Source organism: Caulobacter sp. DWR3-1-2 (assembly GCF_049896225.1).
In the GTDB taxonomy this organism is placed as follows: domain Bacteria; phylum Pseudomonadota; class Alphaproteobacteria; order Caulobacterales; family Caulobacteraceae; genus Caulobacter.
In genome coordinates, this window is the sequence record NZ_JAFCTW010000011.1 from 36,330 (window position 1) to 58,717 (window position 22,388).

Genomic DNA, 22,388 nt, shown 5'->3' on the forward strand with positions numbered 1-22,388 from the left:
TAGGCTTTTGTTTTCGCATCGCTTTTGCGGAAAAGCGGTGGCCACTTTTCCGCGCGATGCTCTAGGTCTCGCTCCAGACCCCCAGCTCGTTTCCCGACGGATCGGTGAAATGGAACCGCCGGCCGCCCGGAAAGGCGAAGATCGGCTTGGTGATGGTTGCGCCGGCCGCCGCCACCTTGGCCAGCATGGCCTCGATGTCGTGGGCGTAAAGCACCACCAGCGGCCGGTCGATCGCGCCTTCTTGCGGCGTCGTGAAGCCGCCGTCCGCGCCCTGGCCCTCGAAGGCCGCGTAGTCGGGACCGTAATCGACGAACGACCAGCCGAAGGCGGCGGTGTAAAAGGCCTTGGTGGCCGACAGGTCGCCAGCGGGCCATTCGATATAGTCGATCTTGCCGTCTTCGCGCATGACTTCTCCTAAAGATGTTCTTGGATTGTTCTGGTATAGACTCAAGGCAGAGTCCAGACGCTGGTGCGCTTGACCGCCGTGTCCTCCAGCTCTCGGGTCGTCGCCACCTGATATTCGGCCAGTTTCACCAGGCCCTCCTTGGGAAAGTAGGTGCGGCCAGGATCGCCGATCAGCACCATCGCGCCCGCCGCCCGTCCTAGCGCCAGCCAGGCCATGACCGCCTCGGCCATGGGGCGCTCGTAGCAGATGTCGCCGGCCAGCAGCACGTCAGCTGCCGGCGGCGGGGCGTTCAACAGATCGACCCGGGTGAAGGCCACGGCGACGCCGTTGACCTCGGCGTTGAGGCCGACGGCGGCCTCGCAGAACACGTCGATATCGGCAGCCAGAACGCTGACCGCCCCGGCTTTCATGGCGGCGATGGCCACCAGGCCCGAGCCGCTGGCGAAGTCGATGACGCGTTTGCCCGCCACGGTCTCGGGATGGTCGAGGATGTAGCGCGCCAGGGCCTGACCGCCCGCCCAGGCGAACGCCCAGAACGGCGGCGGCAGGCCGAGCTCGGCCAGGGCCTGTTCGGTCAGCTGCCAGATCGGCGTGATCTCGTCAGCCAGATAAAGCTGGAGCTCGGGCGTGTGAGGCGGGGCTTGGAGGCGGGTGTTCTCGACGATAAAGGCCCGGCGGCCGGCGAGGGTCTGGTCGATGGTGAGAACTTTCATGTCGACTTTGCGACAACCGAAATTTGCGACAACCGAAAGGTGCTTGACGAACCACCGCAACCGTTTAGCGGTTGATCACGGCTAGGCTTCTGGCTGTTGTTAGTGCTCCTGGGGGAATATCATGAAGTTCAATAGCCCGCTCGCCTCTACGGCGATCATTTTTGCATGTCTGTCGCTCGGCCTCAGCGCGTGCGCCACCAATCAGAAGATCTCGACCAATCAGCTGTCGGACAGCTCCCTGACCTGCGCCCAGATCGCGTCGCAGGACAAAGAGCTCGACGTCATTCTGGAAAAGGCCAAGCACAACAAGGGTGTGAGCGGGGCCAATGTCGCCGCCGTGCTGCTGTTTTGGCCCGCCGCCGTGGGCAACTACATGGACGCCGACAAGGCCGAGGAACTGGTCGTGAAGCGCAAGGCCATCTTGGCCGAGCTGCACAAGGCCAAGAGCTGCAGCTAAGCAAAGGCCCGCCCGTTGGCGTCGCCAACGGGCGGGTATTAATGAGCTCCTAGGCCGGCGCCTTGCCGGACGCAGCCTTCAGCACCGACAGATAGCCTGGCGCGGTGAGCATGTTTCCCGTCAGGCCCTTCGCCACCAGCAGGCGATGCGCCTTGGGCAGGTTCCAGCATGGCATGTGCATGAACAGATGATGCTCGGCGTGGAAATTGACGTAATAGGGCGCGATCAGGGCTCGCTCGATCCAGCTGGCCTGGGTGGTCCGCGCATGGCGAAACGGGTCGGGCTCGTCCTTGGCCACCAAGGCGTGCTCGGCGATGTTGCGCAGCCGGGTGACCAGCGGAAACCAGGTCGCCATCGGCACGATCCATAGCGCCAGCCACGCCCACCACAGGCCCGCCGCGCTGAGCACGACCAGCAGCCCCAGGTTCCACAGCAGGAACGGCCTCTGCCGCGCCGCCTCGCCGGCGAACACGCTGCCGGCGGGCTGGCCATCGGCGCGGCCCTTGAGCTTGGCCATGAGCGGCCCGAACCGCTGCTTGAAGAAGGTCTGGCCGGTCAGGTCACGGACGATCTTGCGACGCAGGGATTTCCGGGTCGCGGGGAATGGGGCTGACAGGATCAGGTCTGGATCCTCGGCCTGCTGGGCGAACTTGTGGTGGGTCAGGTGATAGGGCCGGTAGCTGGCGAGACTGGCCCCGGTCGGCGCCGCGCACAGCCATTGGCCCACCCAGTCATTGACCTTGAGGTCGGGGTGCAGACCGCCATGCGCCGCCTCGTGCATCAGGATCGCCAGGCCCAGCTGCCGCGCCCCGATCAGCATCACCGCCAGGATGTAGGTCAGCGGGTTGGGCCAGAGCACGAACACCGCCCCGGCCGCGACGATCACCGCCCAGGCGTGGGCGACCAGCGCGACGCCCTTCCACCGCGAGCGCGCCGACAGCGGCGCCCATTCGGCGGGGGTGAACAGTTCCTGCGGCTTGATACGGGTCGCGACGGCCATGGAACGACCATGCCACAGTCAGCTTCTGGCTTACAGAATGACGCTACGTCACAGCTCGGAGACCTTCATGCGCCTTGTCCTCACCGCCCTCGCCCTGACCTTGGTCGCGGGGACCGCCCTCCCTTCTGTAGCGGGGGCCGCCAGTTTCAACTGCGCCAAGGCTCGCACCGCCGATGAAAAAGCGATCTGCGCCAACCTGGCCCTGAACGACAAGGATGTGAGGATGTCGGTGCTGTACGACATCAACCGCAAGACCCTGGCCATGGGGGGTCGCGGTTCGCTGGAGGACGCCCAACGCCAGTGGCTGCGCGACCGCAGGACCTGCGGCGCCAACCGCGCCTGCCTGAACCGGGCCTATGACCGCCGCCTGAGCGACCTGGATCGCAGCATGGAGCGCATTTACACCAGCGGCCCGTTCTAGCTGTCATCCCGGACAAGCGCGCAGCGCGAAGATCCAGGACCGAGGCGTGGACGCCGGCGCTTCCGGCGGTCCGGGATCTCCGGCTCTACGGGCCTTGTCCGGGATGACAACCGTAGTGGGTGTGGCGCCTAAAACCCCGCCGGCTTCCACGCCCCCGCCACCAGGGCCAGGAACAGCACGAAGCCGGCATGGGTGTTGGACTTGAACAGGGCCAGCGCCCCGACCGGATCGTCCATCCGCAGGGCCGCCGCCTGGCGTGACAGGTGCACAGCGAACAGCGCCGCCAGCGGCAGGAACACGGGTCCCACCCCGCCGACCCAGGCCGCGGCGATCACCAGCACGAAACAGGCGATATAGAAGGCCAGCACCCCGCGGGGCGCGGCCTCGCCCAGCCGGCGGGCCGAGGATTTCACCCCGGCCAAGGCGTCGTCCTCGAGGTCCTGCACCGCGTAGATCGTGTCGTAGCCCAGGGTCCAGAAGATGCCCGAGGCATAGAGCAGGGCGGCGGCCCAGGTCAGGCTGTGGGTGGCCGCAGCGAAGCCCAGCAGCGCGCCCCAATTGAAGGTCAGGCCCAGCCAGGCCTGCGGCCACCAGGTGATGCGCTTCATGAAGGGATAGGCCGCGACCAGGGCCAGGGAAGCGATCCCCAGGCCGATCGCTAGCCAGCCGAGTGTGATCAGGATCAGGAAGCTGACCGCGCAGCAGCCGATCACGAAGGCCCAGGCCTGCTTGACGCTGATCAGTCCCGCCGGGATCGGCCGCATCGCCGTGCGGCTGACCTGGGCGTCGAAGTCGCGGTCGATAATGTCATTGAAGGCGCAGCCGGCCGCCCGCATCAAAGCCGCGCCGAGGAAGAAGGCGATCAGCAGCCACGGATTGGGCCATTGCCCCTTGCCCGCCGCCGCCAGGGCGATGCCCTGCCAGCCGGGCAGCATCAGCAGCCAGATTCCCGCCGGACGGTCAAACCGTCCCAGCTTCAACCAGGGCCGCAGGGCCGGCGGCGCATGGCGATCGACCCAGTTGCCGGCGGCGGCGTCGGGCAGGATGGCGGTGTCGGGTTCGCTCATGGGCAAGGCTTAGCGCGACGCCCGCCGCCCGACCACCTCATAGAATTTTCCGATGACTTCGCAAGAAACGATCAATTGGATTAATCTCTGCGCCGCGGTCAAGGTCAACCATCAAACACGGCGAGGCGACCATGACCAAGACCACCTTGACCACCACGGCCGGCGCACCGATCGCCGATAACCAGAATTCGATCAGCGCCGGTCCGCGCGGTCCCCTGCTGATGCAGGACTATCAGCTGATGGAAAAGCTGGCCCACCAGAACCGCGAACGGATCCCCGAGCGGGTGGTCCACGCCAAGGGCTCGGGCGCCTACGGGACCCTGACCGTGACGCAGGACGTCACCCGCTACACCAAGGCCGCCTTCCTGTCGGAGGTGGGTAAGCAGACACAGGTCCTGATGCGCTTCTCCACCGTGGCCGGCGAGCGCGGCGCCGCCGACGCCGAGCGCGACGTGCGCGGCTTCTCGATCAAGGCCTACACCGAGCAGGGCAACTGGGACATGGTGGGCAACAACACCCCGGTGTTCTTCGTCCGCGACCCGCTGAAGTTCCCGGACTTCATCCGCACCCAGAAGCGCCACCCGGTGACCAATCTGCGCTCGCCGACGGCCATGTGGGACTACTGGTCGCTGAGCCCCGAGAGCCTGCACCAGGTGACGACGCTGTTCAGCGATCGTGGCCTTCCTCAGGGCTACCGGTTCATCCACGGCTTCGGCAGCCACACCTACAGCTTCCTCAACGAGGCCAATGAGCGGGTTTGGGTGAAGTTTCACTTCAAGTCGATGCAGGGCATCAAGAACTGGACCAACGCCGAGGGTAACGCCATCATCGCCAACGACCGGGAAAGCGCCCAGCGCGACCTGTTCGAGGCCGTCGAGACCGGCGACTTCCCGCGCTGGCGCTTCTGCATCCAGGTGATGACCCAGGCCCAGGCCGAAACCTTCCGCTGGAACCCCTTCGACCTGACCAAGGTCTGGCCGCACGCCGAATATCCGCTGATCGAGGTCGGGATGGTCGAGCTGAACCGCAATCCGGACAACTATTTCGCCGAGATCGAACAGGCCTCGTTCAGCCCCTCGAACGTGGTGCCCGGCATCGGCTTCTCGCCCGACAAGGTGCTGCAGGCGCGGATCTTCGCCTATGCCGACGCCCACCGCTATCGGATCGGGACCCACTACGAGGCCCTGCCGGTCAACCGTCCGATCGCCCCGGTTCACACCCAGCACGCCGACGGCGCGATGCGCCTGGACAGTCCGCCGCGCACCAACGCCTGGTACGAGCCCAACAGCTTCGGCGGACCGGTCGAGGACAAGGCCTTCGTCGAACCAGCCCTGCCGCTGGAGGGCGACGCCGACCGTTTCGACCATCGGGGGATCAGTGACGACTATACCCAGCCTGGCGACCTGTTCCGCCTGATGAACGCCGACCAGCAGCGCCAGTTGTTCGACAATATCGCGGCGGCCATGCACGGCGTGCCGGTCGAGATCCAGCAGCGCCAACTGGTCCACTTCCACCGCGCCGATCCGGCCTACGCGGCCGGCGTCGCCCACCGCCTGGGGCTGACGATCGAGAGCCTCGTCGCCGCACAATAGCGATCGCCGCTGTTTCGCAGGCCCGAGACGGGCCGTCACGCATTCACCCAGCGTGGCGGCCCGCCTCCACAGTCTTGAAAGTTCCATTTGATGTCTTCCGCCATCGATCGTTTCGAAGCCTGGGCCCTGCTGGCCCTCGGCCTCGCCGCCGGGATCGTCATGCCCCATCCCGTCACCACCGCCCTGTGGACCGCCGCCGCGCGAGCCTTTGACCGCGCCGGCGACGCCGGGATGGTCACGCGCCTGACCTCCGGCACGAAGTTTGGGTCGCGGATCCGGGCGGCGCTGCTGGGAAACACATCGCCGCACCTGCGCTTTGCCTGACGGCGAATCCACTCACGGGCGGGGACACACACACTCATTCCACGGCCCTTGCACGCTTGGCGCAGGCGGCGGGACGAGTGTGTGTCCCCAGCTGATCCGCCGCGCTTCAGGGCTACCGCGCAAGCCAGACCTCCGCCCTATCCCCCAAACCGCTCAAACGTCTGCTCAATCACCGCCCGCGTCACATCCCACTCCACCGCCGCCAGCGCCTCGGCCAGCGTGAAGAACCGCGCCTCGGCCGCGTCGTCGCCGGCTACAGGATCGCCCGCCACCCACCGCGCGGCATAGTCGATCATCAGGTAATGCCGCGTCGTCTCGCCGCTCGTCCGCGACGTGAACAGCCCGTCCACCACGTCGACAAGCCCCAGCAGCACGGCCTCGACGCCCGTCTCCTCGGCCAGTTCGCGCAGGGCCCCGGCGCGAGTGGTCTCACCCCGTTCCAGCCGGCCGCCTGGTAGGCTCCACTGGCCCAGTCGGGGCGCGGTGCCGCGCTTGATCAGCAGGACCTGGTCATCACGCAGGCAGATGACGCCGACGGTGGGTACGGGGAGGAGTTCGGACATAGGGGTAGAAGCCATGGCGGGCCTGATAGGCTCCGTGCTCGTCGCTGTCATCCCTGGCCAGGCTGTTACGGAAACCCGTTCTTCAGGTCCAGGCTCGAACTCACCCCCACCTTGGTCAGGTGGTTCCCCAACCAGGCGTCGGCCGCCTTGCGGCCCCGGTCGCGCAGGTCGGTCAGGAAGCTCCACTCGGTGTCGAACTTGCTGCCCAGCGACAGGTCGGCCAAGGCCTTGTCGGCGGTGATGGCGTGCATCAGCATCCTGCGGTAGCGGCCGCGGGCGGTGTCCTTGAGCAGCCCCTCGTCGAGAAGCTTCTGCACGAAGCCGATGGCCCTCAGCTCGCTGGCGAGCGCCGCGTTGAAAGTGATCTCGTTCAGCCGATCCATGATCTCGCCCGGCGTCTTGGGCGTCTCGTCGCGGACGAAGGGGTTGAGGCTGACCAGCAGGATATCATCGGGCGTGTCGTCGTAGAACAGCGGCCATAGCGGCGGATTGGCCAGAAAGCCGCCGTCCCAATAGGGCTCGCCGTCGATCTCGACCGCCTGGAACACCTGGGGCAGGCAGGCGCTGGCCATGATGTGGCGGGCGGTCAGCTCGGTCTCGCGGAAGACCTTCAACTTGCTGGTGCGCACGGCCGTGGCGGCGATGTAGAGCTTGATCGGCGAGCGCTCGCGCAGCGCCTTGAAGTCGATCTCGCCTTCCAGGGCGTCGTGCAGCGGATTGAGGTTGAACGGGTTGAACTCGTAGGGGCTCATCGACAGGGCGAAGGTCTCGGCCATCCGCCAGCCGGGGGTGTTTTTCAGCCAGTCGGTCCCGCCGGAAAATGCGTTGGTCCAGATGCTGGTGTCGCCAAACACGTTGCGCCCGCCGTTGCGGTTGACCTGTTTCCAGAAGCGTTCGAGCCGGGTCCTGGCGGCTTCTCGTCCATTGGCGCGGCCGCCGTCGATCAGGCCCTGGGCCAGGCAGACGGCGTTCATCGCGCCGGCCGAGGCGGCCGTCACCGCATGGATCTCGATGTCCTCCTCCTCGAGCAGGCGGTCGATCACCCCCCACTCGAAAGCCCCGTGCGAGCCACCGCCCTGCAGGGCCAGGCTGATGGGCTTGGGGCCCGAGGGCTTTTTCTTGAACGGACCGATGGGCATGGAGAAGCTCCGAGTTCAGACGGTCTCGACGCTCCCCCCACTCCGTCTTCCCGGCGAAGGCCGGGAAGACGGAAGAAAAGTCTGGACCTACGCCGCGGTCCAGCCTCCATCGATGCTGAAGGCCGCGCCGTTGGCCGAGGCCCCGGCGTCGGACACCAGATACAGCAGCAGACCGTTCAATTGGTCGAAGGTGACAAACTGCTTGGTCGGCTGGGCGGCCAGGATCACGTCCTTCATCACCGCCTCCTCCGAGATCCCGCGCGCCTTGGCCTGATCGACGATCTGGGCCTCGACCAGCGAGGTCTTCACGAAGCCCGGGCAGATGGCGTTGCAGGTGATACCGAAAGTGGCCAGTTCCAGGGCGGCGGTCTTGGTCAGGCCGAGGATGCCGTGCTTGGCGGCCACATAGGCGCTCTTGAACGGCGAGGCGACCAGGCCGTGGGCCGAGGCGATGTTGACGATCCGTCCGCGCCCCTGCTCCTTCATGATCGGGATCGCCGCCTTGGTGGCGTGGAAGGCCGACGACAGGTTGATGGCGATGATCAGGTCCCACTGGTCGGCGGGGAAGTCCTCGATCGGCGCCACGTGCTGGACGCCGGCGTTGTTGATCAGGATGTCCAGCTCGCCGAACTCGGCCTTGGCGGCGGCGATCATCTCGGCGATCTGGCCGGGCTTGGTCATGTCGGCGCCGTTGTAGAGCACCTCGACGCCGTGCTTTTCGGCCAGGTCGGCGCGGGTTTTCTCAATAGCGGTCATCTCGCCCAGGCCATTCAGGACGATATTGACGCCCTGGGCCGCGAGCGCGTCGGCCATGGCATGGCCGATGCCGCTGGTCGAACCGGTCACAATCGCGACCTGACCTTGCAAACCGAAATCCACGGCCATCGGCAACTCCTTGCGCATCCCGCTCATGCTGCAACGCAACATATAGCTCGCTGTTGCGATCAGCGAGCGTTTATAACTCACCGGTGGATAAATTCAGGGCTGGAGCCGAGCGAAAACCCAGTCGGCCTGTGTCGAGAGATCCTTGCGGTACCTGTAGCCGTCCAGGTCGAAGCCCTTGAGATCTTCCGCCCGCTCGACGCGGTTGTCGATGGCGAAGCGGGCCATGCGGCCGCGGGCCTTCTTGGCGAAGAAGCCCAGCACGCGCAGCGTGTTGCCCTTTTCTTCCTTGAAGTGGCAGTTGACGATGGGCAACTTGAGCGCCTTGGCGTCGACGGCGCCGAAATATTCCTGGCTGGCCAGGTTCACCAGGGTGGGATCGGCTTGGTCCTGGGCCGCCGCGTTCAGGGTCTTGGAGATTGTTTCGCCCCAGAAGTCGTAGAGGTTGGAGCCCTTCTTGGTCTTCAACCGCACGCCCATCTCCAGGCGATAGGCCTGCAGGGCGTCGAGCGGTCGCAGCACGCCATACAGGCCCGACAGGATGCGCAGGTGGTCCTGGGCCCACTCCAGGGCCGGGCGGTCCAGCTCGCGCGCGGCGAGACCCGCATAGACGTCGCCGTTGAAGGCGATCACGGCCTGGAGCCCCTCCTCGACCTGCGGGTCGAAGACTTGAAAGCGCTCGTAGTTCAGTTCGGCCAGCTTTTCGGAGATGTGCATCAGCCGGCGCAGGTCGGTCGCCTTCAGCTTGTGCGTCAGCTTGGCCAGTTCGGCGATCTGCGGTTTCAACTCGGGCGTGGTGAGCGGCAGCACCTGGTCAGGGGCGGTGAAGTCCAGCGATTTGGCGGGGGAGATGACCATCAACATGGGCGGGGAGATAGAGGCTCCGGAGGGCCACGGCTAGTGCGAGGCTGGACAATGGGCCGGCGCGCCGCGATGTTACGCGTAGGGTGGGGACAGCATGATTGATTTCGGACCGACTTTGAGAAGGATCGCGGCGCTGCTCGTCTGCGCCGGGTTCGCTGGACTTGCCAGCTGTCAGGCGCCGGCCCTGGATCCCGAGGCCGACGCCGTGGCGCGTGCGGTCTATTCGGAGATCCGCACTCAGTCACCGAGCCTGCAAGCCCGCCTGTCGCCGGAAATTCGCACGCCGCAGACCGCCGAGGAATTGGTCAAGGTCCGGGCCTATATTCCCGCGGGCGAACCGAGCCTGGGCAAGGCCGTGGGCTGGAATTATCTCTCCATGGTCGGCAAGGGCAAGACGGCGACGCTCGCCCACGAATACGACTATCCCGGCAAGGTGGTTCTGGCCCGGGTGGCGCTAGCGCGGCCGGAGGGCGCAAAGGCTTGGCTGATGACCGGGTTCAATGCCCAGGTCGCCACCACGGAGGAACTCCAGGCGCTGAAATTCTCCCTGGCTGGCAAGCATTACACCCAATACGTTTTTCTAGCCGGTCTGGCGGCCAGCCTTGGCCTGATGCTGGCCGCCTTGATAAAGGTAATCCGAATCAAGGGCCTGAAGCGCAAATGGCTATGGGGGATCGCCGCGTTCGCGGGGGTCGGCAGCCTGCAGATGAACTGGTTCAACGCCGTGTTCAGCTGGAAGCTGGTGAACATCGCCCTGCTCGGCGCCGGTGTGGTCCGCGGGGGCTCACGGTTCGACCCCTGGATCCTGACCTTCATCGTTCCGCTGGGCGCGGTCTTGATCCTAACCGGGGTATGGGCCAAGCCGAAGGCTGAGCCCGTAGTGGAGGAGGCGTTCTGATCGTACCCCAGACCTTGGGCCTGCTGGCCGCCCTGACCTGCCCGCTGGTGATGTTCGGCGCCCTGTTCCTGGTGCTGCGCACCCAGGGCCTGAAGTACCGCATCCTGTGGGCGGTGCTGTGTTTCGTCGGGATCGGGGCGTTCTGGATGCGCGCTTCGGACGGCGTGTGGGGCTTCGTGCCGGCGGCCATCAACATCCTCGGGCCGGGCCAGCAGGCCGGCTATTACAAGGCGACGGTTCCGCTCGGCGCCCTGGCGTCGATGTTCGTCTGTCTGGGCGTCCGGAGAGCCCGCGCCAACGCCCTGGCGAAGGCGGCGGACAGGACTGCCTAGAACAGCACGCGCGGGTTCATGATCCGCTGGGGGTCCAGCGCGGCGCGGATGGCGCGCAGGGCCTCGACCTCTACGGCGCTCTTGTAGCGCAGGGCCTCGACCGACTTCATCGCCCCCAGGCCGTGCTCGGCGCTGATCGAGCCGTCCATCGACGCCACGATGTCATGGACGATGCGGGCGCCCGTATCGCGCAGGGCGTCGTGCGGGTCGTCGCCCTTCTCGTTCATGGGCGCGCCGTCGGCCCGCAGGACGTCGTAATGGACATTGCCGTCGCCAACATGGCCGAAGGCGACCACCCGGACGCCGGGCGACAGCTTTTCCACCGCCGCCGTGGCCTGGTCGATGAAGGCGGCGACCTTGGAGACCGGCACGGAGACGTCATGCTTCCAGGCCGCGCCTTCGGGCTTCTGGCCGCCGGACTGGTTCTCGCGCACGGCCCAGAAGGCGTGGGCCTGGGTCTGGGATTGTGCGACGGCCGCGTCCTGGATCAGGCCGGTCTCCAGCGCGTCCGACAGCAACCGCTGCATGGCCGCTTCGGCGGCGCCCGGTTCGCCCGAGGCGGTCTCGATCAGCACGTACCAGGGATGGACGGCCTCCAGCGGCTCGCGCAGGCCGGGGATGTTCTTGATCGCGAACGCCACGCCCAGCCGGCTCATCAGCTCGAAGGCCTCGATCGCGCCCCCGGTCTCGTCCTTGGCCCTGGCTAGCAGGGCGATGGCGGCGTGGGGGGTAGCGACGGCGGCGATGGCCACGCAGCGTGAAGCCAGCAGCGGATAGAGCTTGAGGCTGGCGGCGGTGATCACCCCCAGCGTGCCCTCGGCCCCGATCAGCAGGTGCTTGAGGTCATAGCCGGTATTGTCCTTGCGCAGCCGCTTCAGGCCGTTCCAAACCTCGCCATTGGGCAGCACCGCCTCGATCCCCAGGACCTGGTCGCGCATCGTGCCATAGCGCAGCACCGCCGTGCCGCCGGCATTGGTCGAGGCCAGGCCGCCGATGGTGCAAGAGCCTTCCGAGGCCAGGCTCAGGGGAAAGCGGCGGCTGACCGAGAGCGCGGCCTCATGGGCCGTCGCCAAGGTGACCCCGGCCTCCAGCACCATGACGTCGTCGAAGGCGTCGATGTCGCGCACCCTCGTCAGCTTCTCGGTGGAGAGCAGGATCTCGCCCTGCGGGATCTGGCCGGCGACCAGGCCGGTATTGCCGCCCTGCGGGGTGATGGCCACGCCGTCGGCCGCGCAGATGCCGACCACTGCGGCCACCGCGGCCGTGGAGCGTGGCAGGGCCAGCAGTGGGGTCTGGCCGGACCACCGCCCGCGCCATTCGACCAGTTTGGGGGCCAGACGATCAGGGTCCTGGCTCCACCCGCCCTCGCCGAGCACGGCCTTCAGGCGGGACAGGGTGTCGGCGGGGAGGGGCTTGGTCATGGTGGCGGAGGATACGCTTCCGGGAGCGAGGCTGTCAGTATATACTGCGGTCTATACGGAGATCGCCATGGGCATCCTGATCAAGAATCCAGAGGCCGAGCGCGCCGTGCGCGAACTCGCCGGACTGACGGGCGAAAGCTTGACAACCGCCGTAGAGGTCGCGGTGCGCGAACGCTTGGCCAAGCAACACGAAGCCCGACCGCATCGAGCGCGGACGATCGAGGAAATGCGCGAAGCGACCGATCGCTTCAGGCGCGCCGTCGGCCTGGACAAGGTCAAGCTGAACGTCACCAAGGCCGACTTCGATGAGCTTAACGAAATCCCCGGCCTCGACACAACCGATCCTGAATGATTGTCGTCGATACCTCGGCGTTGGTCGCCGTCGCCACCAGCGAGCCTGACCACATTCTGATCATGCAAGCCTTGTTATCCTCGGATCGGACCGTAATCTCCGCATTCAACTATGTTGAAACCGGCGTCGTCTTGATCAGTCGGGGCCATCTCGAAGACCGGGCTGAACTGGACGTTTGGCTTGCTCAACTCGGAGTCGCCGTCCACCCCGACCCCGAGGACTCCGCCAAGGCTCTAGACGCCTACCTCACCTACGGCAAAGGACACCACCCCGCCCGCCTGAACCTCGCCGACTGCTTCGCCTACGCCTTGGCCAAGCAACTCGGCGCGCCACTGCTCTACAAGGGCGACGACTTTCCGATGACCGACGTCCGCTCGGCGCTGGACGCCTAGCCCGCCACGTCCGGATCCGGCAGGCCCCGAACGTCGCGCCAATAGTCCTCGCGCACGTCGTCGTCGATCACCGGCGGATCGCCCGCGCCCTTGAAGAGCCGGTCGCCGCCATCCTTGCGCGCCTTGGCGATCCAGAAGGGGTGGCCCGTGTCGACGTCGGTGAAATTGGCCTTCAGGCCTGAATTGCGCAGCGCCTCAAAGGCCCGGCCGGCGTAGTAGAGCGTCTCGCCGGTCTTCGACAGCCGGACGCGCCCGATCCGCGCCGGACCGTTCAGCCCCTTGGACTTGTCCTCGATATACATGATGCGGAATTTCATCGGCTCTATCCTATGAAACCGGCCGCGCGCCGCAGCCGGTCATTGATCGCTTCGCCCAGGCCCTCGCCCGGGATCGGCGCGACGGCGATGGCTGTCGGCTGGGTGCGGTCGGCGGCGCGAAGGAACGCGAACAGGTTTGCCGCCGCCTCCGCCAGATCGCCCGAGGGGCTGAGATTGAACACCCTATCCCCTTGCGGCCATGGCCCAAAGGCCAGGAACGCCTCGCCCGCCGCCGGGGTCTCGGCATTGATCCGCACCGGCGCGTCGGGGGCATAGTGCAGGGCCAGCCTGCCGGGCGAGCGCTTGGCGTCATTCTGCGCCTCGGCCAGCGGGCCGACCACGGCCTCCAGCTGGGCGCGAGTCACGGCGCCGGGGCGCAGCAGGCTCACCGGACCGTCGAGCACCGCCACAACCGTGCTTTCCAGCCCGACGTCGCAGGGCCCGCCGTCCAGGGCGGCGGCGGTCTTGTCGCCGGTCTCGGCGAAGGCGTCGGCAAAGGTGGTGGGGCTCGGCCGGCCCGAGCGATTGGCCGAAGGCGCAACGACCGGACCGCCGAACGCCGCCAGCACGGCGCGCGACAGGGGGTGGCCGGGCACCCGGATGGCCACGGTGTCGAGACCCGCCCGGGCCAGATCGCAGACGGCGGCGGTGTCGCGGATCGGGGCGACGATCGTCAGCGGGCCGGGCCAAAAGGCTCGCGCCAGAGCCAGGGCGCGATCGTCGAAGGTGGCAATGCGGGCGGCGGCTTCGATGCTGGCGACATGGGCGATCAGCGGGTTGAAGCGCGGGCGGCCCTTGGCCTCGAAGATCGCCGCCACGGCGGTCGGGTTCGAGGCGTCGGCCCCCAGGCCATAGACCGTCTCGGTCGGCAGGAGCACCAGGCCGCCGGCGGCGAGCGCCCGCGCGGCCCCAACAACTTGCGGGTCTATTTCCGCTTGGCCGCGATGGCGAAGCTGACCTTCACCTTCGCCCCGATCTCGCTCGTCGACGCCCATTCACCCTGTCCTACCCCGAACACCGTCCGGTCCAGGGTGGTTACACCGCGCGCCGTGGCCGTGTCGCCGTCGATCTTCAGCGAGAACGGCAGGCTGACGGGCTTCTTGACTCCGCGCAGATCCAGCACGCCGTCGGCGACGAACCGGCCCTCGCCGGTCTGGCGGAACTTGCTGGCGGTGAAGACAGCCTTGGGATGGGTCGCCGCCGCGAAGAAGTCCTCGCTGGGCAGGCTGGCGTCGCGCTGGTCGTCGCCGGTGGCGGCCGACGCCATGTCGATGCTGACCGTCAGCTTCGAGCGGTCGAGGGCGTCGGGCGAGAACAGGATGTCGGCGGTCCAGCGCTTGAACTGACCCTGGATGGTGTTGTCTTCCCAGGCGGCGGAGAAGCCCAGGGTCGAGCTCTTGGCCACGGTCCAGGCGACGGGGTCCTTCAGCGCCTTGTCCAACTCGGCGGGCGCGGCGGGGGCGGTGGCGGCTTCGGCGGACGGTGTTTGCTCGGCGGGCGCGGCGTTTTGAACCAAGGCCGGCTTGCCTCGCCATTGCACTTCAGGCGCAGGAACGGGCGCCGCCGGCGTCTTGGCCTTCACCGACGGCATGTAGAGATAGCCGGCGGCGACCACCGCGATGAGTCCCGCGGCGGCCAGCCAGGCGCGCGGCTCTTTCCAACCCGGCTTGGCGCCAGCCGCCATGTGGCCGAAAACGGCGTCGCGGTCGAGAATCTGGTGCTTGGCCACCGCCCCCAGGTGCAGGGCCAGCAGCAGATAGGTGGTCTTGACCAGCAGGCCGTGACCCAGCTCGCCGACCTGATTCCACAGGTGTTTGGGACCGGCCGCCAGCTCGGGCAGGAACGGCAGGTGCGGCCAGGGGATCGCGCCAAACAGCACGGTCGGGATCGGCAGCCGGCTGGTCGAGACGATGATCCAGCCGGTGACCGGCAGTCCGATCATGATCACGTAGAAGGCCACGTGGACCACTTGCGAGGCGATCGTCTCCCAGCGGGGTTGCCCCACCGGGTGCGGCGGCGGCCTGTGGGTCAGCCGCCAGGCCAGCCGGCCCAAGCTGAGCAGCAGGATGGTGATGCCGATCGACTTGTGCAGTTGAAAGATCGCGTAGGTGGTCGGCCCCTTGGGACCGTCCCCCATCCGCCAGCCCAGGATGATCTGGAAGATGATGGCGGCGGCGATCAGCCAGTGCAGGATGATCGCCACCGTCGTGTAGCGAGAAGGGGGCGTGTATCGCGTGCGTCCCGCCACCGAGGCGGTCTCAACGGTCGACTCGGTGGTCATGGCGTACCTCGTCAGAAATCGCGGGTTTCGAATCCAACCCTACTTCTTCGGATTGAACTCGGCTTCGATTTCCAGATCGACGTCGTCGCCGACCAGGCCCTTCAGGTGGGTGAAGCCGAAGTCCGAGCGCTTGATCGTGCCGGTGGCCGAGAAGCCCATGATCTGCGAGCCGAACGGGGTCTTGGCGTAGCCGTTATATTTGACGTCCAGGGTCACCGGCTTGGTCACGCCGCGAAAGGTCAGGTCGCCCGTCAGCTTGCCGGGTTCGACCTTGGTCGAGACGAAGGTGATCTTGGGATATTGGCCGGCGTTGAAGAACTTGGGGTCCGTGCCGATTTCCTTGTTGAAGTCCGGCAGGCCAGTATCGACGGCGGCGGCGTCGATGGTGATCGACACCTTGGTGGCCAGCGGCTTGGCCGGGTCATAGACGTAAGAACCGTCGATGGCTTCGCGCGCGAAGCGGAAGGTGTAGTGCGACGTGCCGAAGTGCGAGACCTTCATCTCGAGGCTGGCGTGCTTCTTGTCGATCGTCCAATTGCCGGCCGGAGCCTGGGCCGGGTCGGTGGCGACGGCCTGCGCCGAGGCGACGGCGGGGAGGGCCGCCGGAGCGAGCAGAAGAGCGCCGGCCAGGAGGGCGGAGGCGAAACGGCGGTTCATGGGCAGTCTCCAAACTGTAATAGAAATAGTTGCTGAACCCCAACTTGGGAAGCTTGGCCCAGCGATAAAGGGTCAGCGCTTCACGAAGCCGTGATCCCTTCGGCTTTGCACACGCGGCGGCCGTCTCTAAACAGGGTTCACCTCGCCGTCCCCTGGATCGGACCTCCCTCATGACCTACCGCGCGCCCGTTCGCGACCTCGCCTTCGCCCTGCGCCATGTGGCCGGCTTCGACCGCCTGGCCGCGGCCTTTCCCGAGGCCGACGCCGACACGGTGGACGCGGTTCTCGACGCGGCCGGCGTCTTCGCCAGCGAGATTCTGGCCCCGATCAACCGGGCCGGCGACCTGACGCCCGCGCAGCTGGACAATGGCGTGGTCCGCACCTCGCCAGGCTTCCCCGCCGCCTACAAGGCCTTCGCCCAGGCCGGCTGGAACAGCCTGGCGGCCGATCCGAAGCACGGCGGCCAGGGCTTGCCCAAGACGCTGGAAATCGCCGTCTTCGAGATGGTCCACGCCGCCAACATGGCGTTCGGCCTGTGCCCGATGCTGACCCTGGCGGCGATCGAGGCCCTGGCCAGCCATGGTTCGGAAAGCCAGCAGCGGCTCTATCTGCCCCGGCTGGTCTCCGGCGAATGGACCGGCACCATGAACCTCACCGAGCCCCAGGCCGGCTCGGACCTGGCGGCCCTGACGACGATGGCCACGCCCGATGGCGAGGGCGGGTACGCCCTGGTCGGCCAGAAGATCTACATCACCTGGGGCGACCACGACGTGGCCGACAATGTCTGCCACCTCGTTTTGGCCCGCACGCCCGACGCGCCGCCCGGCGTCAAGGGCATCTCGCTGTTCCTGGCGCCGAAGGTTCTGGTCGGCGAGGATGGCGTGCTGGGCGTGGCCAACGCCCTGCGGGTGGGCGGGCTGGAGCACAAGCTGGGCATCCACGGCTCGCCCACCTGCGTGATGCTGTACGAGGGGGCCAAGGCCACCCTGGTGGGCGAGTTGGGCAAGGGCCTGGCCCACATGTTCACGATGATGAACGCCGCGCGGCTGCAGGTCGGAACCCAGGGCGTGGCCATCGCCGAGCGGGCCTATCAGCAGGCCCTGGCCTTCTCGCTGGAACGCACGCAAGGCCGCTCGGCCTGGACGGGCGCCTATCCCGCCCGGCTGTTCGACCATCCCGACATCCGCCGCACCTTGCTGCTGATGAAGGCCCGTATCGAGGCGGCGCGCGGGATCTGCCTCTCCACGGCCGTGGCCGCCGACCTGTCGCGCCACGCCGAAACGGAAGAGGCTCGCGCGAGCGCCAAGCTGCGCGAGGAGCTGCTGACCCCGATCGCCAAGGCCTGGTCCACCGACATGGGCGTCGAGGTGGCCTCCCAGGGCGTGCAGATCCACGGCGGCATGGGCTTCATCGAGGAGACCGGCGCGGCCCAGCACTATCGCGACGCCCGGATCAACCCGATCTACGAGGGCGCCAACGGCATCCAGGCCATCGACCTGATCGGCCGCAAGCTGATGCTGGGCGAGGGCCAGGCGATTGGCGACCTGATGGACGACATGCGCGATACGCTGGAGGCAATAGCCGCGATCGAGGCCTTGGCCGGCGTGGCCCTGCGCTTTGACGCCGCCCTCAACGCGGCCAGTTCGGCCACGGCCTGGCTGATCGAACGCCGGGCCCGGGCCATGCCGGACGCGTTGTCGGGGGCCACGGCCTATCTGAAGCTGCTAGGCGACGTGGTGGGCGGCTGGATGCTGATCAAAGGCGCGCTGGCCGAGCCGCACGGCGTGCGGCTGGCGCTGGCGCGTGTCTATGGGGAGAACGTTTTGGCGAGCGTGCCGGGCCAGGTGGCGGGGGTGACGGCGGGGGCTGCGGATCTGGAAGGCGTGACGGCGGAGATGCTGGGCGTTTAATGATCCGACCGGGCACATGCACTTGTGCGTGTCCCCATCAAACGCACAGAAGTCGGACCTTGAGGTCAAGACCGCCCGCACTTCCGGTTGGGGACACGCACAAGTGCATGTCCCCGATCGAAAACCCTACAGCTGACCCAGCATGTAGTCCGCCGACGAGACCTTGAAGTCCCCGCCCTCTTCCACGTTCAGCGTCTCGACCACGCCGTCCTTGGCGATCAGCGAGTAGCGCTGCGAGCGCAGGCCCATGCCGAACTTGCTGCCGTCGAAGTCCAGGCCGACCGCCTGGGTGAAGGCGCCATTGCCGTCGGCCAGCAGCAGGACCTCGTCGGTGATGCCCTGGTCGGCGGCCCAGGCCTTCATCACGAAGACGTCGTTGACCGAGACGCAGGCGATCGTGTCGACGCCCTTGGCCTTGAAGTCAGCGACATGGTCCTTGAAGCCCGGCAGGTGCTTGGCCGAGCAGGTGGGGGTGAAGGCGCCGGGTACGGCGAACAGGGCGACGGTCTTGCCCTTGAACAGTTCGTCGGTGGTCACCGGGGCCGGGCCCTCGGCGGTGAAAGTCATGAAAGTCGCCGAAGGAAGCGTGTCGCCAACCTTGATCGCCATGTGCGGAGTTCCTGTTCGTTGAGGGAGCGGATCGGAGATAAAGCCGCCAAGGCCGATCGCCAAGGAAAGGTTGGACTTGAAACTGCCGCCGTCCGCCCCGATCCTCTGATCATGGACCACCCGCACATCGATCTCGGCAAATCCGAGCCCGCGTTTCTCGCCGGCCAGATGCTGGTCGCCATGCCTGGCATCGAGGATCCACGCTTCGAGCGCGCGGTGCTGTACCTGTGCGCCCACGACGCCGAACAGGCCATGGGGCTGGCGGTCAATCGCCCGGCCGAGGGGCTGACCCTGTACGAACTGCTCAACAATCTCGGCGTCGAGCCCGAGGCTCACGCCCTGTCGCATCTGGTGATGCTGGGCGGGCCCGTGGAGCGCGAGCGGGGCTTTGTCCTGCACACCGACGACTTCGTTTCGCCCGACTCGACGGTGTCGGTGGCCGACGGCCTGGCCCTGACCGTCACCCGTGACGTGCTGGACGCCCTCGGCAGCCGGACCCACCGGCCGCGCCAGGCCATACTGGCCCTTGGCTATTCCGGCTGGGGCCCCGGCCAGCTGGAGCAGGAGCTGCGCGACAATGTCTGGCTGATCTGCGACGCCGACGAAGCGCTGCTGTTTGGCGACGACTACGACAACAAATGGACCATGGCCCTGGCCAAGATCGGCATAACCGCCGACCAGCTGTCGGCCCAGGCGGGGCGGGCTTAGACGGTCCAGGGGTGGGGGACTTGCCCCCACCTGGCGACTGCGTCGCCTGTCCGCCCCCATAGGGGGCGGAGCTCAGGTGCGCGAGGCTCCGCCCCCTCGCCGCGACAGACCGCGAAGTGGGCGGAGGGGCAAGTGAGTAACCCTACCCCCGCGCCTTCACCGGCGCGGCGCCGTCCACATAGGCCTCGTTGAGATAGACCTCGGCCTCCTGCGGCGACAGGGCCGGGGCGTAGCCGAAGCCCTGGCCGTAGTCGCAGCCCAGGGCCTGAAGCGCGCGCGCCATCTCGGCGTTCTCGACGCCCTCGGCCACGACTTCCAGCTCCAGGTCCTGGCCCAGCTTGATCACCGAGCGGACGATCTTGGCCGAGCCGGCGTTGCTGCCCATGGTGCGGACGAAATAACGATCGACCTTGAGCGTATCGAACGGCAGGCGGGTCAGGTACTGCAGCGACGAGAAGCCGGTGCCGAAGTCGTCCAACGCCAGGCCGGCGCCCGCCTCGCGCAGGCTGCGCAGGATCACGGCGGCCCGCTCGGGATCGCGCATGATGTCGCTCTCGGTGACTTCCAGCTTCAGCGCGCCGCGCGGCAGGTTGTGTTCCTTCAGCACCTGGCGGACGTCGTGCACCAGGCCCGGACGGTCGATCTCGCCGGTTGACAGGTTGACGCTGACGGTTAGGGCGCCGACCGCCGGATGGGTGTCGCGCCAGGCGGCCAACTGCTTGGCCGAGGTGCGCATCATGTGCTCCCCCAGCTCGCTCATCAGGCCCATTTCCTCGATCAGCGGCAGGAACTCGTCGGGCGGCAGCATGCCCCGGCGCGGATGGATCCAGCGGGCCAGGGCCTCGAAGCCCGACAGGGCGCCGGTCGACAGGCGCACCACGGGCTGGAAATAGGGACGGATCTCGCCACGGGCGATGGCGCCGCGCAGGTCGGCCTCCAGGGCCAGTCGCGACAGGCCGTCGGTCTCCATAGAGCGACCATAGGCGGCGGCCCCGCCGCGTCCGCCCGAAGCGGCGGCCTCGACGGCCAGCTCGGCGCGGCGCAGCAGTTCGGCCGCTTCGGGGGCGTCCTCGCCGCCCTCGGCCGACACGGCCCCGATCGACAGGGTGGGGTGGATGTCGAAGCCGGCCACCCGCAAAGGCTGCTCCAGGGCGGTGCGCAGCAACTCGGCGGGCTCGAAGCCGGTTGGATCGCACAGCACCGCGAACTCGTCCTCGCCGATCCGGCCCAGGATCGAACAGGTCGGGAAGGCGGCGGCCAGGCGTGAGCCCAGGGCGGCCAAGACAAGGTCGGCGCGCTCGTGGCCCAAAGCCTCGTTCAGACGGCGCAGGCGATCGACGTCGGCCACCACCAGCTCGTAGGCGCCCGGCTTGGACAGGCGCTCGCGGGCCTGGACGATGAAGCTCTTGCGGTCCAGCAGGCCGGTCAGGCTGTCGCGTTCGGAGGCGGCGAACTTGACCTCCGGGGCGATGACGCCGGCGGCGCGCACCCCGTCCTCCAACCACTGGCCACGCCAGATGCAGACCTCGCCGCCCCGCATGCGCAGGCGGGCCACGATCTCGCTGCCCGGCTCGCGAACCTTGAGGATGTCTTCGGCCTGGGCGCGGTCTTGAGGCAAGGTCAGGGCGCGGAAGGCGACGGAGGAGCAATCCGGAGCCAGCGGCCCCAGGCCCAAGGCGCGCGCCGCGCCATTGACGCGCAGCCGGTCAAGCTCGGGCTCCCAGAGCCATAGGGCGACCTCGGCGGCGCCAAGCGCCTCGAGCATGGCCGTGGCGTCCCAAACGCGGCGCTGACTGATCTTGAAAGACATGCCCTATCCCAGCGTCCGGGGCTCGCTAGGAATCCCTCCCCGAAAGGTAGACCGGCCTAAACGGCCGGAGGGGGCGCGACCATCCCGAACAGACGATGATCTCGCCATTCGCCGTTAATTTTCAGATAAGCAGGCGCATATCCCTCTTCCAGGAAACCGGATTTCAGCAGGACCGAGGCCGAGGCGGCGTTCTCCGGCATGCAGGCCGCTTCCAGGCGGTGAAGGCCCATCTCGCCGAACGCGAAGTCCACGGCGGCCCTGACGCCGTCCAGCATGTAGCCACGTCGGGCGTAGGGCTGGCCGATCCAATAGCCCAGCACGGCGCTCTGGGCGACGCCGCGACGGATATGGAACAGCCGCACCCCGCCGATCAGCGTCGCATCGTCGCGGCGGAACAGGAAGAACGGAAAGGCCTCGCCGGTCTCCAGTTCGCGGGCATAGGCCCCTAGCCGGTTGCGAAAGGCGGCGCGGGTCAGGTCGTCCTTCGGCCAGGTCGGCTCCCACGGCTCGAGGAAGGCCGCCGACTGGGTCCGCAGCGCCGACCAGGCCTTATAGTCCGACAGGCGCGGTAGGCGCAGGAACACCTTGTCGCCTTCGAGGCGTGGGCCGGGATCAGTCTGGAAAAGGCGAAGAAAGGCGGACAAGTGTGGGTTCTCGTTGAGCGGGCGCATTTTCGAGGGTCAACGCGCCGGAGGCAAGAGGGGCGCAGTCGTGCAAAAGTTATCCACAGGCTGACGGGGTCGAAACCCGGTCCCCGTTTGGGGACAGGCCCATGGGCCTGTCCCCAGCCGTCGCACCGCGCTCTATCCCCATGACTGGGGGGATGGACCTAAGCGAATCCAGTAGCTTAAACAAAACCGCAGGTTTCCGATGCTCACCCCTCCGGGCCGGCCGCATCATGGGGCCATGACCCAAACCGACATCCCCGCCTGGCGCCAGGCCCTGCAACTCAAGCTCATGGCCGCCCTCGATGCGGCCTGGGCGATCCTCGACTCCAGCGACGACCCGGCGGAAATCCGCCGGGTCCGCGAAAGAGCCAAGGCCCTGGGCGACCTGGCCACCCTGGCCCGCAAGGTGGCGCTGATCGTGCCGATGCCCCGCGCCAAGCCGGTCGCGGCGAGCCTGGGACCCGTCTGGGAAGAGGCGCAAACCGCCCTCGCCCCGGTCGCGGCCCAGGCCGAGATCGCCCGCCGGGCGCTGGACAAGCTCAAGGCCGGACGGCGCGGGCGGTTGTAAGCCTAAACCCTTTCTCCTCCCCCGCGTTGCGCGGGAG

At 67.4% G+C, this 22,388-nt stretch carries 27 protein-coding genes; 11 read left to right on the plus strand and 16 right to left on the minus strand.

All coding sequences use genetic code 11. The features are described 5' to 3' along the window. Positions 1–61: 61 nt before the first annotated feature. Both ACP696_RS15180 and ACP696_RS15185 read right to left on the minus strand, forming a co-directional pair. Positions 62–406 (minus strand): VOC family protein, encoded by a 345-nt coding sequence (locus ACP696_RS15180; protein ID WP_426043987.1) that lies wholly within the window; start codon positions 404–406, stop codon positions 62–64. Positions 407–447: 41 nt separating this feature from the next. Then, the gene (locus ACP696_RS15185; protein ID WP_426011218.1) at positions 448–1,119 is read right to left on the minus strand and encodes a class I SAM-dependent methyltransferase; all 672 of its coding nucleotides are present in this window, start codon (positions 1,117–1,119) and stop codon (positions 448–450) included. Between the two features lie 121 nt (positions 1,120–1,240). Here ACP696_RS15185 and ACP696_RS15190 point away from each other — a divergent pair, with 121 nt between their 5' ends. Then, positions 1,241–1,576 (plus strand): hypothetical protein, encoded by a 336-nt coding sequence (locus ACP696_RS15190; RefSeq protein WP_426011217.1) that lies wholly within the window; start codon positions 1,241–1,243, stop codon positions 1,574–1,576. 49 nt (positions 1,577–1,625) lie between these two features. On the opposite strand, the gene ACP696_RS15195 is transcribed toward ACP696_RS15190, so the two are convergent. Further along, entirely contained in the window at positions 1,626–2,576 is a 951-nt protein-coding gene (locus ACP696_RS15195) for a fatty acid desaturase family protein (RefSeq protein ID WP_426043988.1), read from the minus strand. A 67-nt stretch (positions 2,577–2,643) separates the two neighbouring features. On the opposite strand from ACP696_RS15195, the gene ACP696_RS15200 reads away from it, so the two are divergent. Then, the gene (locus ACP696_RS15200) at positions 2,644–2,997 is read left to right on the plus strand and encodes a lysozyme inhibitor LprI family protein (RefSeq protein WP_426043989.1); all 354 of its coding nucleotides are present in this window, start codon (positions 2,644–2,646) and stop codon (positions 2,995–2,997) included. A gap of 128 nt (positions 2,998–3,125) precedes the next feature. Here ACP696_RS15200 and ubiA read toward each other — a convergent pair whose 3' ends face one another. Next, positions 3,126–4,070 (minus strand): 4-hydroxybenzoate octaprenyltransferase, encoded by a 945-nt coding sequence (gene ubiA / locus ACP696_RS15205; RefSeq protein ID WP_426043990.1) that lies wholly within the window; start codon positions 4,068–4,070, stop codon positions 3,126–3,128. 125 nt (positions 4,071–4,195) lie between these two features. Between ubiA and ACP696_RS15210 the strand changes: the two genes are divergently transcribed. After that, on the plus strand, positions 4,196–5,656 hold the full coding sequence (locus ACP696_RS15210; protein ID WP_426043991.1) for a catalase: 1,461 nt from the start codon (positions 4,196–4,198) through the stop codon (positions 5,654–5,656). Between the two features lie 90 nt (positions 5,657–5,746). After that, positions 5,747–5,980 carry a hypothetical protein gene (locus tag ACP696_RS15215; RefSeq protein WP_426043992.1) on the plus strand — a complete coding sequence of 78 codons (234 nt, stop codon included), beginning with the start codon at positions 5,747–5,749 and terminating at the stop codon, positions 5,978–5,980. 137 nt (positions 5,981–6,117) lie between these two features. On the opposite strand, the gene ACP696_RS15220 is transcribed toward ACP696_RS15215, so the two are convergent. From ACP696_RS15220 to yaaA, 4 genes are all read right to left on the minus strand, one after another. After that, complete coding sequence (locus ACP696_RS15220) at positions 6,118–6,543, minus strand: NUDIX hydrolase (protein WP_426011211.1); 426 nt, start codon at positions 6,541–6,543, stop codon at positions 6,118–6,120. Positions 6,544–6,608: 65 nt separating this feature from the next. Further along, positions 6,609–7,682 carry a patatin-like phospholipase family protein gene (locus ACP696_RS15225; RefSeq protein ID WP_426043993.1) on the minus strand — a complete coding sequence of 358 codons (1,074 nt, stop codon included), beginning with the start codon at positions 7,680–7,682 and terminating at the stop codon, positions 6,609–6,611. Between the two features lie 87 nt (positions 7,683–7,769). Further along, positions 7,770–8,567, minus strand: a complete 798-nt coding sequence (locus ACP696_RS15230) for a 3-hydroxybutyrate dehydrogenase (RefSeq protein ID WP_426011209.1) — start codon at positions 8,565–8,567, stop codon at positions 7,770–7,772. 93 nt (positions 8,568–8,660) lie between these two features. Further along, the gene (yaaA, locus tag ACP696_RS15235) at positions 8,661–9,428 is read right to left on the minus strand and encodes a peroxide stress protein YaaA (protein ID WP_426011208.1); all 768 of its coding nucleotides are present in this window, start codon (positions 9,426–9,428) and stop codon (positions 8,661–8,663) included. 94 nt (positions 9,429–9,522) lie between these two features. Here yaaA and ACP696_RS15240 point away from each other — a divergent pair, with 94 nt between their 5' ends. Next, positions 9,523–10,326 (plus strand): hypothetical protein, encoded by an 804-nt coding sequence (locus ACP696_RS15240; RefSeq protein WP_426043994.1) that lies wholly within the window; start codon positions 9,523–9,525, stop codon positions 10,324–10,326. 14 nt (positions 10,327–10,340) lie between these two features. Continuing rightward, the gene (locus tag ACP696_RS15245; RefSeq protein ID WP_426011206.1) at positions 10,341–10,658 is read left to right on the plus strand and encodes a hypothetical protein; all 318 of its coding nucleotides are present in this window, start codon (positions 10,341–10,343) and stop codon (positions 10,656–10,658) included. Here the strand turns inward: ACP696_RS15245 and ACP696_RS15250 are convergent. Continuing rightward, positions 10,655–12,079 (minus strand): FAD-binding oxidoreductase, encoded by a 1,425-nt coding sequence (locus ACP696_RS15250; protein WP_426011205.1) that lies wholly within the window; start codon positions 12,077–12,079, stop codon positions 10,655–10,657. The two genes, ACP696_RS15245 and ACP696_RS15250, sit on opposite strands and share 4 nt — an antisense overlap. 67 nt (positions 12,080–12,146) lie before the next feature. On the opposite strand from ACP696_RS15250, the gene ACP696_RS15255 reads away from it, so the two are divergent. Together ACP696_RS15255 and ACP696_RS15260 are read left to right on the plus strand one after the other, a co-directional pair. Continuing rightward, positions 12,147–12,431: a type II toxin-antitoxin system VapB family antitoxin gene (locus tag ACP696_RS15255; RefSeq protein ID WP_426011204.1), complete on the plus strand. Its 285-nt coding sequence runs from the start codon at positions 12,147–12,149 to the stop codon at positions 12,429–12,431. Beyond that, positions 12,428–12,823 carry a type II toxin-antitoxin system VapC family toxin gene (locus tag ACP696_RS15260; RefSeq protein ID WP_426011203.1) on the plus strand — a complete coding sequence of 132 codons (396 nt, stop codon included), beginning with the start codon at positions 12,428–12,430 and terminating at the stop codon, positions 12,821–12,823. Before ACP696_RS15255 ends, ACP696_RS15260 begins: the two co-directional genes overlap by 4 nt. Here the strand turns inward: ACP696_RS15260 and ACP696_RS15265 are convergent. Genes ACP696_RS15265 through ACP696_RS15280 form a run of 4 tightly spaced genes read right to left on the minus strand, consistent with a single transcriptional unit; the run spans position 12,820 to position 16,078 of the window. After that, positions 12,820–13,140, minus strand: coding sequence for a 1-deoxy-D-xylulose-5-phosphate synthase (locus tag ACP696_RS15265; RefSeq protein ID WP_426011202.1), 321 nt, complete (start codon positions 13,138–13,140; stop codon positions 12,820–12,822). The two genes, ACP696_RS15260 and ACP696_RS15265, sit on opposite strands and share 4 nt — an antisense overlap. 5 nt (positions 13,141–13,145) lie before the next feature. Then, the gene (locus ACP696_RS15270) at positions 13,146–14,135 is read right to left on the minus strand and encodes an L-threonylcarbamoyladenylate synthase (RefSeq protein WP_426011201.1); all 990 of its coding nucleotides are present in this window, start codon (positions 14,133–14,135) and stop codon (positions 13,146–13,148) included. Then, entirely contained in the window at positions 14,066–15,421 is a 1,356-nt protein-coding gene (locus ACP696_RS15275) for a YceI family protein (protein ID WP_426011200.1), read from the minus strand. The genes ACP696_RS15270 and ACP696_RS15275 overlap by 70 nt, the downstream gene beginning before the upstream one ends. A 39-nt stretch (positions 15,422–15,460) precedes the next feature. After that, positions 15,461–16,078, minus strand: coding sequence for a YceI family protein (locus ACP696_RS15280; RefSeq protein ID WP_426011199.1), 618 nt, complete (start codon positions 16,076–16,078; stop codon positions 15,461–15,463). Positions 16,079–16,248: 170 nt separating this feature from the next. On the opposite strand from ACP696_RS15280, the gene ACP696_RS15285 reads away from it, so the two are divergent. Next, the gene (locus ACP696_RS15285; protein WP_426043995.1) at positions 16,249–17,988 is read left to right on the plus strand and encodes an acyl-CoA dehydrogenase; all 1,740 of its coding nucleotides are present in this window, start codon (positions 16,249–16,251) and stop codon (positions 17,986–17,988) included. 126 nt (positions 17,989–18,114) lie between these two features. Here ACP696_RS15285 and ACP696_RS15290 read toward each other — a convergent pair whose 3' ends face one another. Next, positions 18,115–18,597 (minus strand): peroxiredoxin, encoded by a 483-nt coding sequence (locus ACP696_RS15290; RefSeq protein ID WP_426011197.1) that lies wholly within the window; start codon positions 18,595–18,597, stop codon positions 18,115–18,117. A gap of 111 nt (positions 18,598–18,708) precedes the next feature. On the opposite strand from ACP696_RS15290, the gene ACP696_RS15295 reads away from it, so the two are divergent. Further along, a complete protein-coding gene (locus ACP696_RS15295) occupies positions 18,709–19,305 on the plus strand; it encodes a YqgE/AlgH family protein (protein WP_426043996.1) in 597 nt (198 codons plus the stop codon). A 142-nt stretch (positions 19,306–19,447) separates the two neighbouring features. Here ACP696_RS15295 and ACP696_RS15300 read toward each other — a convergent pair whose 3' ends face one another. Both ACP696_RS15300 and ACP696_RS15305 read right to left on the minus strand, forming a co-directional pair. Further along, positions 19,448–21,115: a putative bifunctional diguanylate cyclase/phosphodiesterase gene (locus tag ACP696_RS15300; protein WP_426043997.1), complete on the minus strand. Its 1,668-nt coding sequence runs from the start codon at positions 21,113–21,115 to the stop codon at positions 19,448–19,450. Between the two features lie 56 nt (positions 21,116–21,171). Further along, positions 21,172–21,759 carry a GNAT family N-acetyltransferase gene (locus tag ACP696_RS15305; protein ID WP_426043998.1) on the minus strand — a complete coding sequence of 196 codons (588 nt, stop codon included), beginning with the start codon at positions 21,757–21,759 and terminating at the stop codon, positions 21,172–21,174. Positions 21,760–22,021: 262 nt separating this feature from the next. Here ACP696_RS15305 and ACP696_RS15310 point away from each other — a divergent pair, with 262 nt between their 5' ends. After that, a complete protein-coding gene (locus tag ACP696_RS15310) occupies positions 22,022–22,351 on the plus strand; it encodes a hypothetical protein (RefSeq protein ID WP_426043999.1) in 330 nt (109 codons plus the stop codon). Positions 22,352–22,388 lie beyond the last annotated feature (37 nt).

What these genes read in the sequence shown, in the direction of transcription:
- ACP696_RS15195 (WP_426043988.1), bottom strand. Translation starts at nt 2,576, where the DNA reads ATGGCCGTCGCGACCCGTATCAAGCCGCAGGAACTGTTCACCCCCGCC.
- ACP696_RS15260 (WP_426011203.1), top strand. Translation starts at nt 12,428, where the DNA reads ATGATTGTCGTCGATACCTCGGCGTTGGTCGCCGTCGCCACCAGCGAG.
- ACP696_RS15280 (WP_426011199.1), bottom strand. Translation starts at nt 16,078, where the DNA reads ATGAACCGCCGTTTCGCCTCCGCCCTCCTGGCCGGCGCTCTTCTGCTC.
- ACP696_RS15295 (WP_426043996.1), top strand. Translation starts at nt 18,709, where the DNA reads ATGGACCACCCGCACATCGATCTCGGCAAATCCGAGCCCGCGTTTCTC.
- ACP696_RS15265 (WP_426011202.1), bottom strand. Translation starts at nt 13,140, where the DNA reads ATGAAATTCCGCATCATGTATATCGAGGACAAGTCCAAGGGGCTGAAC.
- ACP696_RS15200 (WP_426043989.1), top strand. Translation starts at nt 2,644, where the DNA reads ATGCGCCTTGTCCTCACCGCCCTCGCCCTGACCTTGGTCGCGGGGACC.
- ACP696_RS15255 (WP_426011204.1), top strand. Translation starts at nt 12,147, where the DNA reads ATGGGCATCCTGATCAAGAATCCAGAGGCCGAGCGCGCCGTGCGCGAA.
- ACP696_RS15285 (WP_426043995.1), top strand. Translation starts at nt 16,249, where the DNA reads ATGACCTACCGCGCGCCCGTTCGCGACCTCGCCTTCGCCCTGCGCCAT.
- ACP696_RS15230 (WP_426011209.1), bottom strand. Translation starts at nt 8,567, where the DNA reads ATGGCCGTGGATTTCGGTTTGCAAGGTCAGGTCGCGATTGTGACCGGT.
- ACP696_RS15270 (WP_426011201.1), bottom strand. Translation starts at nt 14,135, where the DNA reads ATGGGCGTCGACGAGCGAGATCGGGGCGAAGGTGAAGGTCAGCTTCGC.
- ACP696_RS15180 (WP_426043987.1), bottom strand. Translation starts at nt 406, where the DNA reads ATGCGCGAAGACGGCAAGATCGACTATATCGAATGGCCCGCTGGCGAC.
- ACP696_RS15300 (WP_426043997.1), bottom strand. Translation starts at nt 21,115, where the DNA reads ATGTCTTTCAAGATCAGTCAGCGCCGCGTTTGGGACGCCACGGCCATG.
- ACP696_RS15215 (WP_426043992.1), top strand. Translation starts at nt 5,747, where the DNA reads ATGTCTTCCGCCATCGATCGTTTCGAAGCCTGGGCCCTGCTGGCCCTC.
- ACP696_RS15185 (WP_426011218.1), bottom strand. Translation starts at nt 1,119, where the DNA reads ATGAAAGTTCTCACCATCGACCAGACCCTCGCCGGCCGCCGGGCCTTT.
- ACP696_RS15210 (WP_426043991.1), top strand. Translation starts at nt 4,196, where the DNA reads ATGACCAAGACCACCTTGACCACCACGGCCGGCGCACCGATCGCCGAT.
- ACP696_RS15275 (WP_426011200.1), bottom strand. Translation starts at nt 15,421, where the DNA reads ATGACCACCGAGTCGACCGTTGAGACCGCCTCGGTGGCGGGACGCACG.
- ACP696_RS15240 (WP_426043994.1), top strand. Translation starts at nt 9,523, where the DNA reads ATGATTGATTTCGGACCGACTTTGAGAAGGATCGCGGCGCTGCTCGTC.
- ACP696_RS15220 (WP_426011211.1), bottom strand. Translation starts at nt 6,543, where the DNA reads ATGTCCGAACTCCTCCCCGTACCCACCGTCGGCGTCATCTGCCTGCGT.
- ACP696_RS15190 (WP_426011217.1), top strand. Translation starts at nt 1,241, where the DNA reads ATGAAGTTCAATAGCCCGCTCGCCTCTACGGCGATCATTTTTGCATGT.
- ACP696_RS15250 (WP_426011205.1), bottom strand. Translation starts at nt 12,079, where the DNA reads ATGACCAAGCCCCTCCCCGCCGACACCCTGTCCCGCCTGAAGGCCGTG.
- yaaA (WP_426011208.1), bottom strand. Translation starts at nt 9,428, where the DNA reads ATGTTGATGGTCATCTCCCCCGCCAAATCGCTGGACTTCACCGCCCCT.
- ACP696_RS15225 (WP_426043993.1), bottom strand. Translation starts at nt 7,682, where the DNA reads ATGCCCATCGGTCCGTTCAAGAAAAAGCCCTCGGGCCCCAAGCCCATC.
- ACP696_RS15290 (WP_426011197.1), bottom strand. Translation starts at nt 18,597, where the DNA reads ATGGCGATCAAGGTTGGCGACACGCTTCCTTCGGCGACTTTCATGACT.
- ACP696_RS15310 (WP_426043999.1), top strand. Translation starts at nt 22,022, where the DNA reads ATGACCCAAACCGACATCCCCGCCTGGCGCCAGGCCCTGCAACTCAAG.